General features: G+C 56.6%; 15 protein-coding genes, 2 pseudogenes and 1 other annotated feature (1 of these 18 only partly in view). Of the genes and pseudogenes, 13 read left to right on the forward strand and 4 right to left on the reverse strand.

Annotation, left to right across the window (positions count from 1 at the left end; translation table 11 throughout):
- Positions 1-87 (forward strand) — a sequence feature (Trp leader region) (it extends 9 nt beyond the left edge of the window).
- A 35-nt stretch (positions 88-122) separates the two neighbouring features.
- The 5 genes from EGY08_RS03020 to trpA are packed head-to-tail and all read left to right on the forward strand — an operon-like array spanning position 123 to position 6,654.
- Positions 123-1,685: an anthranilate synthase component 1 gene (locus EGY08_RS03020; RefSeq protein ID WP_123828195.1), complete on the forward strand. Its 1,563-nt coding sequence runs from the start codon at positions 123-125 to the stop codon at positions 1,683-1,685.
- A complete protein-coding gene (trpD, locus tag EGY08_RS03025) occupies positions 1,685-3,280 on the forward strand; it encodes a bifunctional anthranilate synthase glutamate amidotransferase component TrpG/anthranilate phosphoribosyltransferase TrpD (RefSeq protein WP_004121277.1) in 1,596 nt (531 codons plus the stop codon). Before EGY08_RS03020 ends, trpD begins: the two co-directional genes overlap by 1 nt.
- Before the next feature lie 3 nt (positions 3,281-3,283).
- The gene (trpCF, locus tag EGY08_RS03030; RefSeq protein WP_123828196.1) at positions 3,284-4,642 is read left to right on the forward strand and encodes a bifunctional indole-3-glycerol-phosphate synthase TrpC/phosphoribosylanthranilate isomerase TrpF; all 1,359 of its coding nucleotides are present in this window, start codon (positions 3,284-3,286) and stop codon (positions 4,640-4,642) included.
- 9 nt (positions 4,643-4,651) lie between these two features.
- Positions 4,652-5,845, forward strand: a complete 1,194-nt coding sequence (gene trpB / locus EGY08_RS03035) for a tryptophan synthase subunit beta (protein WP_004121281.1) — start codon at positions 4,652-4,654, stop codon at positions 5,843-5,845.
- On the forward strand, positions 5,845-6,654 hold the full coding sequence (gene trpA, locus EGY08_RS03040; protein WP_004121283.1) for a tryptophan synthase subunit alpha: 810 nt from the start codon (positions 5,845-5,847) through the stop codon (positions 6,652-6,654). The genes trpB and trpA overlap by 1 nt, the downstream gene beginning before the upstream one ends.
- 33 nt (positions 6,655-6,687) lie before the next feature.
- Here the strand turns inward: trpA and EGY08_RS30990 are convergent.
- Positions 6,688-6,906 (reverse strand): annotated as a pseudogene (locus EGY08_RS30990) (MarR family winged helix-turn-helix transcriptional regulator); the annotation flags it as partial.
- A 24-nt stretch (positions 6,907-6,930) separates the two neighbouring features.
- Between EGY08_RS30990 and EGY08_RS03050 the strand changes: the two are divergent.
- A pseudogene (locus tag EGY08_RS03050) lies at positions 6,931-7,101 on the forward strand (zinc-binding alcohol dehydrogenase family protein); the annotation flags it as partial.
- 152 nt (positions 7,102-7,253) lie between these two features.
- Here the strand turns inward: EGY08_RS03050 and EGY08_RS03055 are convergent.
- Complete coding sequence (locus EGY08_RS03055; RefSeq protein WP_004121285.1) at positions 7,254-8,153, reverse strand: LysR family transcriptional regulator; 900 nt, start codon at positions 8,151-8,153, stop codon at positions 7,254-7,256.
- 120 nt (positions 8,154-8,273) lie between these two features.
- On the opposite strand from EGY08_RS03055, the gene EGY08_RS03060 reads away from it, so the two are divergent.
- Positions 8,274-8,978 carry an SDR family NAD(P)-dependent oxidoreductase gene (locus tag EGY08_RS03060; RefSeq protein ID WP_004121287.1) on the forward strand — a complete coding sequence of 235 codons (705 nt, stop codon included), beginning with the start codon at positions 8,274-8,276 and terminating at the stop codon, positions 8,976-8,978.
- 214 nt (positions 8,979-9,192) lie between these two features.
- Positions 9,193-9,438 carry a YmjA family protein gene (locus tag EGY08_RS03065; protein WP_004121288.1) on the forward strand — a complete coding sequence of 82 codons (246 nt, stop codon included), beginning with the start codon at positions 9,193-9,195 and terminating at the stop codon, positions 9,436-9,438.
- A 97-nt stretch (positions 9,439-9,535) separates the two neighbouring features.
- On the opposite strand, the gene ompW is transcribed toward EGY08_RS03065, so the two are convergent.
- Positions 9,536-10,174 carry an outer membrane protein OmpW gene (ompW, locus tag EGY08_RS03070; protein ID WP_004121296.1) on the reverse strand — a complete coding sequence of 213 codons (639 nt, stop codon included), beginning with the start codon at positions 10,172-10,174 and terminating at the stop codon, positions 9,536-9,538.
- 313 nt (positions 10,175-10,487) lie between these two features.
- Between ompW and EGY08_RS03075 the strand changes: the two genes are divergently transcribed.
- The 4 genes from EGY08_RS03075 to yciA all read left to right on the forward strand — a co-directional run bounded on the left by EGY08_RS03075 (position 10,488) and on the right by yciA (position 14,731).
- Positions 10,488-11,231 (forward strand): YciC family protein, encoded by a 744-nt coding sequence (locus tag EGY08_RS03075; RefSeq protein WP_004121298.1) that lies wholly within the window; start codon positions 10,488-10,490, stop codon positions 11,229-11,231.
- 52 nt (positions 11,232-11,283) lie between these two features.
- Complete coding sequence (locus EGY08_RS03080) at positions 11,284-11,823, forward strand: septation protein A (RefSeq protein WP_004101360.1); 540 nt, start codon at positions 11,284-11,286, stop codon at positions 11,821-11,823.
- Positions 11,824-12,052: 229 nt separating this feature from the next.
- Positions 12,053-14,233 (forward strand): TonB-dependent siderophore receptor, encoded by a 2,181-nt coding sequence (locus EGY08_RS03085; protein ID WP_123828197.1) that lies wholly within the window; start codon positions 12,053-12,055, stop codon positions 14,231-14,233.
- Positions 14,234-14,332: 99 nt separating this feature from the next.
- Positions 14,333-14,731, forward strand: coding sequence for an acyl-CoA thioester hydrolase YciA (gene yciA, locus EGY08_RS03090; protein WP_004121302.1), 399 nt, complete (start codon positions 14,333-14,335; stop codon positions 14,729-14,731).
- Positions 14,732-14,763: 32 nt separating this feature from the next.
- Here yciA and EGY08_RS03095 read toward each other — a convergent pair whose 3' ends face one another.
- Entirely contained in the window at positions 14,764-15,300 is a 537-nt protein-coding gene (locus tag EGY08_RS03095; RefSeq protein ID WP_004121305.1) for a YniB family protein, read from the reverse strand.
- A gap of 130 nt (positions 15,301-15,430) precedes the next feature.
- Here EGY08_RS03095 and hxpB point away from each other — a divergent pair, with 130 nt between their 5' ends.
- Positions 15,431-16,099: a hexitol phosphatase HxpB gene (hxpB, locus tag EGY08_RS03100; RefSeq protein ID WP_004121307.1), complete on the forward strand. Its 669-nt coding sequence runs from the start codon at positions 15,431-15,433 to the stop codon at positions 16,097-16,099.
- Positions 16,100-16,159: the final 60 nt, after the last annotated feature.

Raw genomic sequence — 16,159 nt, forward strand, 5'->3', positions numbered from 1 at the left:
TGGCGCACCTCCTGTTATCGGGCGGCGTGATCGCGTTTTGCACTCAGCATACAGATACCCGGCCCGCCAATGAGCGGGCTTTTTATTGGACAAATTATTATAGCGAACAGGCGACAACAATAATGCAAACATCAAAACCGGCACTCGAGCTTCTCACCAGCGACGCCATCTATCGGGAAAACCCCACGGCATTGTTCCACCAGATCTGCGGCGCGCGTCCAGCCACCCTACTGCTGGAATCCGCTGATATCGACAGCAAGGATGATTTAAAGAGCCTGCTGCTGGTGGACAGCGCCCTGCGCATTACCGCACTTGGTGACACTGTCACTATTCACTCATTGTCCGCCAACGGTACGGCGCTGCTGGAACTGTTGGATAGCGCCCTGCCCGCTGGCATCAATAATCAGCGTCAGCCAAATAGCCGGGTATTAACCTTCCCGCCGGTCAGCGCGCTGTTAGATGAAGATGCCCGCTTATGTTCACTCTCGGTCTTCGATGCTTTTCGCCTGCTGCAGGAGCTGGTTACCGTTCCGCAGGACGAGCGCGAGGCCATGTTCTTCGGCGGCCTGTTCGCCTATGACCTGGTCGCCGGTTTTGAAGACCTGCCATCGCTGGAAAACGACACCGCCTGCCCGGATTACTGCTTCTATCTCGCGGAAACGCTGCTGGTTATCGACCATCAGACCAAAAACACCCGTATCCAGGCGAGCCTGTTTACGCCGTTGGAAAGCGAAAAGCAGCGTCTGCTTGAGCGGATCGCTCAGCTTCGTCAGCAGCTGAACGAGCCGCCGCTGCCGCTGCCGGTGACTACGGTTGCCGAGATGCGCTGCGACTGCGACCAGAGCGACGAAGAGTACGGCGCCGTGGTGCGTAAAATGCAGCGCGCCATCCGCGCGGGCGAGATTTTTCAGGTCGTGCCGTCGCGCCGCTTCTCGCTGCCCTGCCCGTCGCCGCTCGCCGCTTATGATGTGCTGAAAAAAAGCAATCCGAGCCCGTACATGTTCTTTATGCAGGACAACGATTTCACCCTGTTCGGCGCTTCTCCGGAGAGCTCTCTCAAGTATGACGCCACCAATCGCCAGATTGAAATCTACCCGATCGCCGGTACCCGCCCGCGCGGCCGTCGCGCCGACGGTTCGCTGGATCGCGATCTCGACAGCCGCATTGAGCTGGAGATGCGCACCGACCATAAAGAGCTCTCCGAGCATCTGATGCTGGTCGATCTTGCGCGTAACGACCTCGCGCGCATCTGTACGCCGGGTAGCCGCTACGTCGCCGACCTGACCAAAGTCGACCGCTACTCCTTTGTGATGCACCTCGTCTCCCGCGTGGTTGGCGAGCTGCGCCGCGATCTTGACGTTCTGCATGCCTACCGCGCCTGTATGAATATGGGCACCCTCAGCGGGGCGCCGAAAGTGCGCGCCATGCAGCTTATCGCCGCCGCTGAAGGCAAACGCCGCAGCAGCTACGGCGGCGCGGTGGGCTACTTTACCGCCCACGGCGACCTCGATACCTGCATCGTTATCCGTTCCGCCTACGTGCAGGATGGCGTCGCCACCGTCCAGGCCGGCGCCGGTATCGTGCTCGACTCCGTTCCCCAGTCAGAAGCGGATGAAACCCGTAATAAAGCTCGCGCGGTGCTGCGCGCTATCGCCCAGGCCCACCACGCGAAGGAGATTTTCTAATGGCCGACATTCTGCTGCTCGATAATATCGATTCTTTTACCTATAACCTGGCAGACCAGCTGCGTTCGAACGGCCATAACGTGGTGATTTACCGCAACTCCGTCCCGGCGCAGGCGCTGATTGAGCGCATCGGCACGATGAAAAACCCGGTACTGATGCTCTCTCCCGGTCCGGGGACGCCGAGCGAAGCCGGCTGTATGCCAGAGCTGCTAACCCGCATGCGCGGCAAGTTGCCGATTATCGGTATCTGCCTCGGCCACCAGGCGATTGTCGAAGCCTACGGCGGCTACGTCGGCCAGGCCGGCGAAATCCTCCACGGTAAGGCTTCCAGTATTGAACATGACGGACAGGCGATGTTTGCCGGTCTGAGCAACCCGCTGCCGGTGGCCCGCTATCACTCGCTGGTGGGCAGCAATATCCCGGCAGGACTCACCATCAACGCCCACTTCAACGGAATGGTGATGGCGGTGCGTCACGACGCGGATCGCGTCTGCGGCTTCCAGTTCCACCCTGAGTCAATTCTGACCACCCAGGGGGCACGCCTGCTGGAGCAAACCCTGGCCTGGGCGCTGCAGAAGCTGGAGCAGACCAACACCCTCCAGCCGATTCTGGAAAAACTGTACCAGGCCGAAACCCTGAGCCAGCAGGAGAGCCATCAGCTGTTCTCTGCGGTGGTGCGCGGTGAAGTCAAACCCGAGCAGTTGGCCGCCGCGCTGGTGAGCATGAAGGTGCGCGGTGAGCATCCGCAGGAAATCGCTGGCGCCGCCACCGCGCTGCTGGAAAACGCCGCGCCGTTCCCGCGCCCGGACTACCCTTTTGCCGACATCGTTGGTACCGGCGGCGACGGCAGCAACAGTATCAATATTTCGACCGCCAGCGCCTTCGTTGCCGCCGCCTGCGGCCTGAAGGTCGCGAAGCACGGCAACCGCAGCGTATCGAGTAAATCAGGATCGTCCGACCTGCTGGCGGCATTCGGTATCAACCTCGATATGAATGCCGATAAATCTCGCCAGGCGCTGGATGAACTGGGCGTTTGCTTCCTGTTCGCCCCGAAGTATCACACCGGTTTCCGTCACGCGATGCCGGTCCGTCAGCAGCTCAAAACCCGCACCCTGTTTAACGTGCTTGGGCCGCTGATCAACCCGGCCCACCCTCCTCTGGCGCTGATTGGCGTTTATAGCCCTGAACTGGTGCTGCCGATTGCGGAAACCCTGCGCGTGCTGGGCTACCAGCGCGCCGCGGTGGTGCATAGCGGCGGTATGGATGAAGTATCGCTGCACGCGCCGACGGTGGTCGCGGAACTGAACCATGGCGAAATCAAGAGCTACCAGCTGACCGCCGCCGACTTTGGCCTGACGCCTTACCATCAGGAGCAGCTGGCAGGCGGCACGCCGGAAGAAAACCGTGACATTCTTACGCGCTTGCTACAAGGTAAAGGCGAGGCCGCTCACGAAGCCGCCGTTGCCGCCAACGTCGCCATGTTGATGCGTTTACATGGATACGAAGATCTGAAGGCCAACGCGCAGCAGGTCATCGATGTGCTGCACAGCGGAGCGGCCTATGACAGAGTGACCGCATTAGCGGCAAGAGGGTAAATAATGCAGACCGTTTTAGCAAAAATCGTGGCCGACAAAGCGATTTGGGTAGAAGCCCGCAAACAACAACAACCGTTAGCCAGTTTTCAAAATGAAGTGGTACCGACGCAGCGCAATTTTTATGACGCCCTCGCCGGAACCCGCACCGCGTTTATTCTCGAGTGCAAAAAAGCCTCGCCATCAAAGGGGCTGATTCGCGATGATTTTGACCCGGCGGCCATCGCCGGCGTCTACAAGCACTACGCCTCGGCTATCTCGGTGCTTTGCGATGAGAAATATTTCCAGGGCAGCTTCGACTTTCTGCCGATCGTCAGCAAGGTCGCGCCGCAGCCGATTTTGTGTAAGGACTTCACCATCGATCCTTACCAGATTTACCTGGCGCGCTACTATCAGGCCGACGCCTGTCTGCTGATGCTTTCAGTGCTGGATGATGAGCAGTATCGCCAGCTCTCTGCCGTTGCACATAGCCTGAACATGGGCGTGCTGACCGAAGTGAGCAATGAAGAGGAGCTGGAGCGCGCGATTGCGCTGAAGGCGAAAGTGGTGGGCATCAACAACCGCGATCTGCGCGATATGTCGATTGATCTCAACCGTACCCGCACCCTGGCGCCTAAGCTCGGTCATGAGGTCACGGTGATCAGCGAGTCCGGTATCCATACCTATGCAGAAGTGCGTGAACTAAGCCACTTCGCCAATGGTTTCCTGATTGGCTCAGCGCTGATGGAGCACGCCGACTTGAACGCCGCCGTGAAGCGCGTGCTGCTCGGCGAGAATAAGGTCTGCGGCCTGACCCGCCCCCAGGATGCTCAGGTGGCGTATGAATCCGGCGCGATCTACGGCGGCCTGATTTTTGTCCCGACGTCGCCGCGAGCGGTGAATGACGCTCAGGCGAAAGCCGTCATCGATAGCGCGCCACTGAGCTACGTCGGCGTGTTTCGCAATACCCCGGTGGCGGAAGTTGTCGCCCGCGTGGAAAATCTGAGCTTAGCCGCGGTACAGCTGCACGGCAGCGAAGACCAGGCCTATATTGATACCCTGCGCGCCGAACTTCCGGCAACGGTGCACATCTGGAAGGCCCTCAGCGTCGGCGAAACCCTACCGCAGCGCAATCTGCATCACGTCGATAAATATATTTTCGACAATGGTCAAGGCGGCACCGGCCAGCGTTTCGACTGGTCGCTGCTGCAAGGTCAGGACCTGCGGAACGTTCTGCTGGCAGGCGGCCTCGGTGCCGATAACTGTGTGGAAGCCGCCAAAAGCGGCTGTGCCGGACTCGATTTTAATTCAGGCGTAGAGTCGCAGCCGGGTATTAAAGATGCCAGCAAACTGTCCTCTGTATTTCAAACGCTGCGCGCATATTAAGGAGCAATAATGAGTACTTTACTGAACCCCTACTTTGGCGAATTCGGCGGGATGTACGTTCCGCAGATCCTGATGCCCGCCCTGCGCCAGTTGGAAGAAGCGTTCGTCAGCGCGCAGAAAGACCCGGCATTCCAGGCTGAATTTACTGACCTGCTGAAAAACTACGCGGGTCGCCCGACGGCGCTGACCAAATGCCGGAACCTTACCGAAGGCACCCGCACCACGCTGTATCTCAAGCGTGAAGACCTGCTGCACGGCGGCGCGCATAAAACTAACCAGGTGCTCGGCCAGGCGCTGCTGGCGAAACGGATGGGTAAAACGGAAATCATCGCCGAAACCGGCGCCGGCCAGCACGGCGTTGCCTCTGCGCTCGCCAGCGCCCTGCTCGGCCTGAAGTGCCGTATCTATATGGGCGCTAAGGATATCGAACGCCAGTCGCCGAACGTTTTCCGCATGCGCCTGATGGGTGCTGAAGTGATCCCGGTACATAGCGGTTCTTCTACACTGAAAGACGCCTGCAATGAGGCCCTGCGCGACTGGTCCGGCAGCTACGAAAAAGCCCACTATATGCTCGGCACCGCCGCCGGTCCGCACCCGTTCCCGACCATCGTGCGTGAATTCCAGCGCATGATTGGCGAAGAGACCAAAGCGCAGATCCTCGAGAAAGAAGGTCGCCTGCCGGATGCGGTTATCGCCTGCGTCGGCGGCGGATCGAACGCCATCGGCATGTTCGCCGACTTTATCGACGAAACCGCTGTTGGCCTGATTGGCGTGGAGCCGGCAGGTCACGGTATTGAGTCCGGCGAGCACGGCGCGCCGCTGAAGCACGGTCGGGTGGGTATCTACTTCGGTATGAAATCGCCGATGATGCAAACAGAAGAGGGGCAGATTGAGGAGTCCTACTCCATCTCCGCCGGACTGGACTTCCCGTCAGTAGGGCCGCAGCATGCGTATCTGAACAGCATTGGCCGCGCCGATTACGTGTCAATTACCGATGACGAAGCGCTGGATGCCTTTAAAGAACTCTCCCGCCATGAGGGGATTATCCCGGCACTGGAGTCCTCCCATGCCCTGGCGCACGCGCTGAAAATGATGCGTGAAAACCCGGAAAAAGAGCAGCTGCTGGTGGTTAACCTCTCCGGCCGCGGCGATAAAGACATCTTCACCGTACACGATATTTTAAAAGCGCGAGGGGAAATCTGATGGAACGTTATGAGACGCTGTTTGCACAACTGAAAGCTCGCCGGGAAGGCGCGTTTGTTCCCTTCGTCACCCTCGGCGATCCGAATCCGGAACAGTCGCTGAAAATTATCGATACGCTGATTGAAGCGGGCGCCGACGCGCTGGAGCTGGGCATTCCCTTCTCCGACCCGCTGGCTGACGGCCCAACGATTCAGGACGCCACCCTGCGCGCATTTGCCGCAGGCGTCACGCCCGCCCAGTGCTTTGAAATGCTGACAGCAATTCGTCAAAAGCATCCGACCATCCCGATCGGCCTGCTGATGTACGCCAACCTGGTTTTCAGTCCGGGCATTGATGAATTCTACGCCGCGTGTGAACGCGCAGGCGTCGATTCCGTACTGGTCGCCGATGTCCCCGTGGAAGAGTCCGCGCCGTTCCGCCAGGCCGCGTTGCGCCATAACATCGCGCCGATTTTCATCTGCCCGCCGAATGCCGATGACGATCTGCTGCGCCAGATCGCCTCTTACGGTCGCGGTTATACCTACCTGCTGTCGCGGGCGGGCGTGACCGGTGCGGAAAACCGCGCCGCGCTGCCGCTGCATCATCTGATTGAAAAGCTGGCCGAGTACCACGCCGCGCCGCCGCTGCAGGGTTTTGGCATCTCGGCGCCGGAGCAGGTGACCGCGGCGATTGACGCAGGCGCAGCCGGCGCGATTTCCGGCTCTGCCATCGTCAAAATCATCGAGCGTAACGTGAACGACCCGCAGGCTATGCTCGCCGAACTGAAAGCCTTTGCGCAAAGTCTGAAGGCTGCCACCAAAGCCGCGTAAGCTAGTCCGCCGTCCGGTCCCGCGCCGGGCGGCTATTTCTGTTGCAAGCTGCCGGCATAGACAAAATAGCGCCAGCACATCATCTTGCGTCCACCCCGCCAGCACCTCATTCATCAGCCGCGTTCTTGCTTGCGCAATGCGTGTAATCATCTCCTGGCCCGCTTCGCTGAGCGTCACTTCGCTAATCCGCCGCTCTTTCGCATTGGGCTGCTTTCGCGCCAGCCCCAGGGCTTCCAGCTTTTTCACCTGCCCTTTCCGCTGCCGATATTGCTCTGAGCGGTACTGCGCTCCGCGCCGCTGCAGCTGATGGGCAGCGGTATTGGCAGCCTATCAGTGTCCCAGCGGCTGACCACTACGGGCGGGTTTACCATCGCCACCGCTCCCCAGATCGCCACGGCGTGGCCTCAGGATAACCGCCAGAAACGCACCATTTTTATCGTCGATTAAAAAATGATTCCGCACAAAAGTTGGGGTTGATATATTAAATGAGAAATATTATCTTTCTCATTACCGAATAGTTGAGTAATCAACTCAGGTATTCGGTACGACATTGCTCACATTGCTTCCAGTATTTTTGCCCGCACTTGTGCGGGCTTTTTTTATGGCTGCCGACATACTCTGCGCACCAGTTGCCTTAGCCAGCGATGCGCTAATTCATGCTGCTGGCGAGGATGCCACATTTGTGACACCGTTATCTCCGGCACGCTCACCGGGAGAGGAAAACCGATCATCTCTTTTCCCGCCGCGCTCCGCAGACAGGAGGCCGGGACAACGGCGATAAGTTCAGAATCCCGGGCAACGGCCAGCGCGGCGGAAAAAGCAGGCACCACCGCGGCAATTCTGCGGCTCATTCCACATGCCGCCAGCGCTTCATCAACCGGCCCTCGGATCGCCCCGCGACGGGAGGCTATGACGTGCCCTACGGAAACAAATTGTTCTCGCGACAGATCGGCAAAGGCGGCTAACGGGTGTGTTTTGGCCAGTGCGGCGACAAAGCGATCGCGAAACAGCGCCTGCAGGCGGATCTCAGGCCCCATATTTTCAAGTACGCCAATTTCCAGGTCCACCAGCCCCTCGCGTAGAAATCGGGCATTTTTCTCCGACTTCGCGGCAAACTCCAGCGTCACACCCGGCGCTTCTTGTGCGACAGCGTTCACCAGCGCCGGGCCAAAAACGTCTATAAATCCCTCATTGGTACGTAACGTAAATCGCTTCTCAAGGGTCAATAAACTCAGCGGCGCAGGCGAAGCATTAAGCACCGCGCGCATCTCAGTGACGACGTTTTTTGCCCGCGCCTGCAGACTTTCCGCATGGGGAGTCAGCACCATTTTTCGCCCGGCTCTGACCAGTAGCGGGTCGCCGGTTACCTGCCGTAAGCGCGCCAGCGTACGGCTCATCGCCGACGGGCTAAGCTCAAGCCGCTTTGCCGCCCCGGCAACGCTCTTCTCGCTCAACAGCACATCCAGCGCAGCCAGTAAATTAAAATCGGGATCGGTCATCTTTTCTCCATTCCAGGATATGGCGTCTGATGCACTTTATTATTGCAAATGCTGCGCCTTCCGCCTGCTACAGCACCAGCCTATATTTATCCCATCATTTATTTAAGCCGGAGGATACCAATGGCCGCTTCCACTAAAACAGTATTGATCGCGGGCGCTTCACGCGGGCTTGGCCACGCCATGGCTGAACAGTTTCTGCGGCATGGCTGGCAGGTCATCGGCACCGTGCGCGATCTGTCGCAAACCACGCCGCTGCACCATCTGGCTCGAGCATATCCTGGACGGGTTCGTATTGAGGCGCTGGATATTTGTGATAATGACGGGATCGCGGCGCTGCGCGAAGCGCTTAGCGATAGCGTACTGGATATGCTATTCGTCAACGCGGGCACCACCAACCGCGATCCGACACAAACCATCGGCGAAATCGCGACGGAAGAGTTTATTCATGTCATGTTGACCAACGCGCTCGCGCCAATGCGGGTAATAGAAAGTCTGCAAGATGTCGTGTTACCGCAGGGACTGATTGGCGTCATGTCCTCAGGGCAAGGCAGTTTGAGCAATAATACCGGCGGGCAGCGCGAGTTGTACCGCGGGAGTAAAGCCGCGCTGAATATGTTTATGCGCAGCTTTGCCGCCCGCCCTGCCTGCGTATCGCATCCGCTGGTGGTCATGGCGCCGGGCTGGATCCGCACGGCCCTCGGCGGCGAGAGCGCCCCGCTTACCATTGCAGAGACCATCCCCTCGCTGGTGAACGTGCTGCTGGAAAAACAAAATCGCCCCGGATTAGAGTATTTGGATTATCGAGGATGTCGGGTGCCGTGGTAATAGTTTTATGCGTATTAATGGCGTGCTGACGAGTTCAGGGCAGTCAATTTTCGTTTTTTACGCTATTACCCCCGATGACGGGGAGTTTCCGCGCCCGTCTCGCTTGGTGTGGGCTGGTCATGCGTTTTTCTGGTCGCTCCTGAGCTAAAGCCCGGCAGGAGTGGTATTATTCATGGCAGAAAAAACAGGCACAACGTCAACCGGGGAGCGATTTATGCACGAAGAAGTACCTCTGAAATATTACGACATTGCGGATGAGTATTCGACCGAGTCCGCCGAGCCCGTGAGCGAGTCGGAACGCGATCCTCTGGCGCGCTATTTCCAGCTGTTGATTACTCGCCTGATGAATAACGAAGAAATCAGCGAGGAAGCGCAGGGAGAGATGGCCGTACAAGCGGGCATCGATCGCCAGCGCATTGATGATATCGCGGTATTTCTGAATAAATGGGGTAATGAGTAGTCGTTGCTGCGGCCGACCTGGGGGATACTTAGGGAAATCCGCCACGCGTCAGAAAGCGTAATAAAGCTGGTCACGATGACCAGCTTTATCAGGGACTTTAGAACCGGTATCCGGCCGAGAACATAAACACCCACGGATCCAGACGAATACTATCGTGCTGCTGCGCGCCCGCCAGCTTATAGTTGGCGGTGGTATCGATATCCATGTACCACACCGACATGTTAATCAGCCAGTCGCGGTTAATCAGATAGTCCATCCCCACCTGCCCTGCCGCTCCCCAGGAGTCTTTCAGGCTCAGGTCAGAGATACCGGTTTTTTTACCCGTATCGTTCACGCTTTCGTCGAAGAAGGTCGTGTAGTTGATACCCGCGCCAATGTACGGACGCAGTTTGCTGCTCGAATCGCCAAAGTACCACTGCGCCATTAACGTCGGCGGTAAATGATGAACGGTTGCAATATTGCCGGTTGCCGCGGTCCCGACTTTATGCCGGAACGGCGTAGCGGCCAACAGTTCAACGCCGATGTTATCGGTTGCCATATAGGTGAATGTCAGACCCAGTTGCGTATTGTTGCTGACGTTAAAGCCCCCCAGGCTGCCTAACGTACCGCCCGCGCCTTCGGTCGGCCTGACCGTGGCCGAACCCGCGCGAATAAAAAATTCCCCGGCTTCATGCGCCCAGACGCTGCTGCCGGAAAGACTGCTCAGAATAACAACCGCCGCTGCTAACTTTTTCATACCCACTTCCTCGTTATGGTTATTCAGCGCAAGAATATACATACAAAGAGGTATGCTTGATCCAACATAGATCACATTAAGTGGGCAAATTTAACATTTATTGATCCAGATTAATTTTCACTTTCTCAATACAATCAGTGATAAGCGTGTGATATCAAGTTTCTTCATTTACGGTACTCCGAACAGCGCTTCGCTGATTTCCTCTTCTATTTACAAAGATATACTTAGCGCGCAGCAGCAGAGACTGCTACCCCGCCGCGATTTGCGGTACAATCGCCGGCTAGTTAACACCTGCAATACTCAAGGAGAATGCATGTCTATCACGGCGAAGTCCGTCTACCGTGACACCGGGAACTTTTTCCGCAATCAGTTCGTTACTATCCTGCTGATTGCGCTGCTATGCGCGTTCATTACGGTAGTACTTGGCCATGCCTTTTCACCCAGTGAAGAACAGCTGTCGATATTAAGCCAGGGCGATAGCCTGGCGGGTAGCGGCGGGCTGTTTGAACTGGTCCAGAGCATGACGCCTGAGCAGCAGCAAATCCTGCTGCGAGCCTCTGCGGCTTCCACTTTCTCCGGTCTTGTGGGCAACGCCATCCTTGCCGGCGGCGTTCTGCTCATGATTCAAATGATCTCCGCCGGTCAGCGGGTCAGCGCCCTGCGCGCGATCGGCGCTTCCGCGCCGGTGCTGCCAAAGCTGCTGCTGCTGATCCTGCTGACGACGTTTATCGTGCAGATGGGGATGATGCTGGTGGTGGTGCCTGGCGTCCTGCTGGCTATCGTGCTCTCTTTCGCACCGGTTATGCTGGTGCAGGATAAAATCGGCATCTTCAGCGCCATGCGTGGCAGTATGCGTCTGGCCTGGGCCAACGTGCGTCTGGTGGCGCCGGCGATTATCGGCTGGCTGCTGGCGAAAACGCTGCTGCTGCTGTTTGCATCCAGCTTCGCGGTCCTGACGCCGAACGTTGGCGCGGTGGTAATAAATACCCTCAGTAATCTGATCTCTGCATTGTTGCTGATCTATTTATTCCGCTTGTATATGCTTATTCGCAACTAACTTAATCCGAGGCGGGCTATTTCTGCCCCGATCTGAACGACGGAATCGATGTATGAAGCAGTTTCTGGATTTTTTACCGCTGGTAGTCTTCTTCGCATTCTACAAGCTATATGATATTTACGCCGCGACAACCGCGCTGATTATCGCCACCGCCATCGTGCTGATCTACAGCTGGGTACGCTATCGCAAAGTCGAAAAAATGGCGCTCATTACCTTCGTGCTGGTCGCCGTGTTCGGCGGATTGACTATCTTCTTCCATAACGACGAGTTTATTAAATGGAAGGTAACGGTTATCTACGTGCTGTTCGCCAGCGCGCTGCTGTTTAGCCAGTGGGTGATGAAGAAGCCGCTGATCCAGCGCATGCTGGGGAAAGAGCTGACGCTACCGCAGCAGGTGTGGTCGCGCCTCAATCTGGCCTGGGCGGTATTTTTTATTCTTTGCGGACTGGCCAATATCTACATCGCTTTCTGGCTGCCGCAGAATATCTGGGTCAACTTCAAGGTCTTCGGCCTGACCGCGCTGACGCTGGTCTTCACTCTGCTGAGCGGCGTTTATATCTATCGCCATATGCCACAGGATGACAACCACTAAGCTGCCATTCTCCCGGCACGCAGCTTTGCGTGCCGTCTCCCCCTTGATCCACTGTTATGCTCTCTGAACAGGATTAAAAAACCGTTTTCTTCATAATATCTACCGGATCACGGAAAGTTGCGGCAATTGTGAGGATTTTGTGGAGATTAACGCACTGTTATTGTAATGATAATTATTATCATTGATATTCTCGATCTCAATTTAACCCGATTTTATAGGGATATTTATCATGAGACCGCAGAAACAGCACATAACCACTCCTCTAGCACTGGCCATAGCAGGCTTGTTCAGTCCGGCTGGCTTTGCCGAAGAAGTGGAGCAGGATACCGAAACCATGGTGGTACGGGGAACCGCCGAAGAGGCGCTGAAGCAGCAGCCGGGCGTCTCGATCATCACCGCGGAAGATATTGCTAAAGCTCCCCCGGTTAACGATCTCTCAGAAATCATCCGTAAAATGCCCGGCGTAAACCTGACCGGCAACAGCGCCAGCGGCAGCCGCGGCAACAATCGTCAAATAGATATTCGCGGTATGGGGCCGGAAAACACGCTGATCCTTATTGATGGCGTGCCCGTCACCTCCCGCAATTCTGTGCGCTATAGCTGGCGCGGCGAACGAGATACCCGCGGCGACAGCAATTGGGTGCCGCCGGAAATGGTGGAACGCATTGAAGTTCTCCGCGGCCCTGCCGCAGCGCGCTACGGCTCAGGCGCCGCGGGCGGGGTGGTCAATATCATCACCAAACGCCCCACCAACGACTGGCACGGCTCGCTTTCGCTTTATACCAATCAGCCGGAAAATAACAAAGAAGGCTCCACTAACCGGGCTAATTTCAACCTTAACGGACCGCTGGCCGGGGACGCCCTGACCATGCGTTTATACGGTAACATTAACAAAACCGAACCCGACGCCTGGGATATTAACCGCGCGCAAAATGGATCTTATGCCGCGGGCCGTGAAGGTGTGCGCAACAAAGATATTAACGCCCTGCTGTCATGGAAAGTCACGCCGCAACAGATTATCGATTTTAGCTACGCCTATAGTCGGCAGGGCAATATCTATGCCGGCGATACCCAGTATAGCAACAGTAATATGAGCCCCAATGGCCTGGTAGATACCCTCTACGGTCAGGAAACAAACAGGATGTATCGACAGACCTGGGGGCTGACCTATAACGGGATATGGGACTGGGGCCAGTCAAAGGCGGGCGTCTACTACGAAAAAACCAACAATACTCGCCTGCAGGAGGGCACCACCGGCCGCGTTGAAGGGATGATCAACAGCGATGTCTATGACACCAGCCGCCTGGAGTCATGGCGCTCAACCGCAGAGGTGAATCTCCCCTTCAACTGGCTCGCTGAACAGACCCTCACTCTGGGCATGGAGTGGAATCACGATGAGCTGAACGATCCGGCGTCGATGCAGGCCACCACCACCACGGATGCGCTCCCCGGGGTTTCCGGCGATCCTTCACAACGCAGCCCTAAAAACAGCGCCACCCTGACCGGTATCTATCTCGAAGACAATATTGAAGCGACGCCGGGCACCAATATTATCCCGGGTCTACGTTTCGACTATCATAACGACTTCGGCAGCAACTGGAGCCCGAGCCTGAACCTGTCGCAGGATCTGGGGGATATGTTTAAGGTCAAAGCAGGTATTGCCCGGGTATTTAAGGCGCCGAACCTGTATCAGTCCAGCGAGGGGTATCTGCTTTCTACGCGGGGCAACGGCTGCCCGATAAGTATTGCCGATGGCAACTGCTATCTTTTGGGAAACCCGGACCTCGATCCGGAAATCAGCATCAATAAGGAGATTGGCCTTGAGTTTAACCTGAACGGTTATAACGCCGGCGTCACCTGGTTCCGCAACGACTACAAAAACAAGATCGTCTCCGGCACCGAGATACTGGGTAATACCGCTACCGGGGCGAATATCCTGCAGTGGGAGAACGGCGGGAAAGCGGTCGTCGAAGGCCTTGAAGGCACGCTGCTGGTTCCGGTCATTGCCGATAAGCTCAGCTGGCGCACCAATGCCACTTATATGATCAAATCGGAAAACAAAGATACCGGAAACCCGTTGTCCGTTATTCCGAAATACACCATCAATACCCTACTTGACTGGCAGGTAACCAGCAAGTTTTCGGCGAACGTCAACTGGACCCTGTACGGTCGGCAGAAACCGCGCGAATACGCGGAAATTCGTAATGAAAATGGGGTGCTGGCCACCAATGAAGTCGGTTCCTATTCCGTGGTGGGTATCGGCGGCAACTATCAGCTAATGAAAGACCTGCGCCTGAACGCCGGGATTAGCAACCTGTTCGATAAGCAAATTTATCGTGAAAACGAAGGCGCTTCGACCTACAACGAACCGGGTCGCGCCTATTACGCTGGCGTCACGATCTCGTTCTGACCCCTCATGCCCGCTATCGCGGGCGTATTCCCTATTTTCTCAGCGTCCTTTTCATAGTAGCATCGCGCCTGATCATCTTTGACTAGTACAGAGTATAGAATGACAACAACAGATCTTGCGCCGAAGGGCGAATTGGTTTTACGCACCCTGGCGATGCCGGCGGACACCAACGCTAACGGCGATATTTTCGGCGGCTGGCTGATGTCGCAAATGGATATTGGCGGCGCCATTATGGCCAAAGAGATTGCCCACGGCCGCGTCGTGACCGTCCGCGTCGACGGCATGACCTTTTTACGCCCGGTGGCAGTTGGCGATGTCGTATGCTGCTACGCCAACTGCGTGAAGCGCGGCAATACGTCGATAACCATTAATATGGAAGTGTGGGTCAAGAAAGTGTCGTCTGAGCCTATCGGCCAGCGCTATAAAGCGACCGAAGCGCTGTTTATCTACGTCGCGGTAGATAATCAGGGCAAGCCTCGCGCCCTGCCCGCCCTGTAATGCAGCCGGCCCGGCACAACCGGGCCGGTCGTTTACAGAAAACCGAGTAAAGAGAAGAAGAAGTAGCCCAGTACAATAATGACCACCGGCAAAACGTAAAGCGGAAAATACTGCACCAGGATGGTATGACGCGGCACCACCACACGTTCGGAGATTTGCTCGCGCGTCAGCCCTTCAGCCCCTTTTGCCTGCTCCAGAATCAGCTGATCCTCCACGCCTTCGCGCAGAAATTTAGCCTGGCGCCCCATCCGCGCCCCGGACGCCTGCAGCGCCATGCCGACAAACACCAGAATATAGATAATCCAGAAGCCAATGTTCATACCGTGCTTAAAGTCCGGCAGCGGCGAGTTGTACCAGAAGAAATTGAGGAACGGCGTATTAAAACGCATCATCTCAATCATTACATGGGCGAAGTCCATCATCACCGCGTCAATGCCCGGTTTTTTCTCACTGTGCTCGTACATAAACTTCAGCACGGAAATCAGCGTCGAGATAACCGCCGGGATAAATACCACCCACCCCAAAATACGTTTAAGTACTGCAATGCGTCCAGCTTGTTGATACGTCATGGGTTCCCCTTGTTAAGACGCCTATCCACTCTAAGTCTACCTTCGTCGGCGAATTTCGCCCAATAATGCGCGGTATGATATACCATGAGTGCCGATTCGTTATCTATTTACGCTACAAGGAGAGGGACTTATGTCAGCCAGGCGCCAGATTCACGCCGCGATTTTTGATATGGATGGGTTACTGATTGATTCCGAGCCGCTATGGGATAAAGCCGAACTGGAGGTGATAGCAAGCCTGGGGGTGGATATCAGCCGCCGCCATGAAATGCCAGATATTCTGGGCCTGCGCATCGATTTAGTCGTCGACCTGTGGTTTGCCCAGCAGCCGTGGAAAGGCCCGGATCGCGCGGAAGTCACCGCGCGGATCATCAATCGCGCCATCCAGCTGGTGGAAGAAGCGCGTCCGCTTCTCCCCGGCGCGCGCGAAGCGGTGGCATTGTGCAAAGCCCAGGGGCTAAAAATCGGCCTCGCGTCAGCATCGCCGCTGCGGATGCTGGAAAAAGTCCTCGCCATGTTTGAACTGCGCGACCAGTTTGACGCCCTCGCTTCCGCCGAAATGCTGCCGTTCAGCAAACCGCATCCGCAGGTGTATCTGAACTGCGCCGCCAGTCTTGGCGTCAGCCCAATGAACTGCGTGGCGCTGGAAGACTCGGTCAACGGCATGATTGCCAGCAAAGCAGCGCGGATGCGGTCTATCGTGGTACCGGAAGCAGAAAACAGCCGCGACCCGCGCTTCGTGCTGGCTGACGTGAAGCTTGCTACGCTTGAGTCCCTCACGCCGGGCGACCTGCTCGGCTAATCCTGTCTGTGATGATGGGATAGCGGTATCATCCTATCATCACAAAAATAAAACACCGTT

It is taken from the genome of Klebsiella sp. FDAARGOS_511, assembly GCF_003812845.1.
GTDB lineage: Bacteria > Pseudomonadota > Gammaproteobacteria > Enterobacterales > Enterobacteriaceae > Klebsiella > Klebsiella grimontii.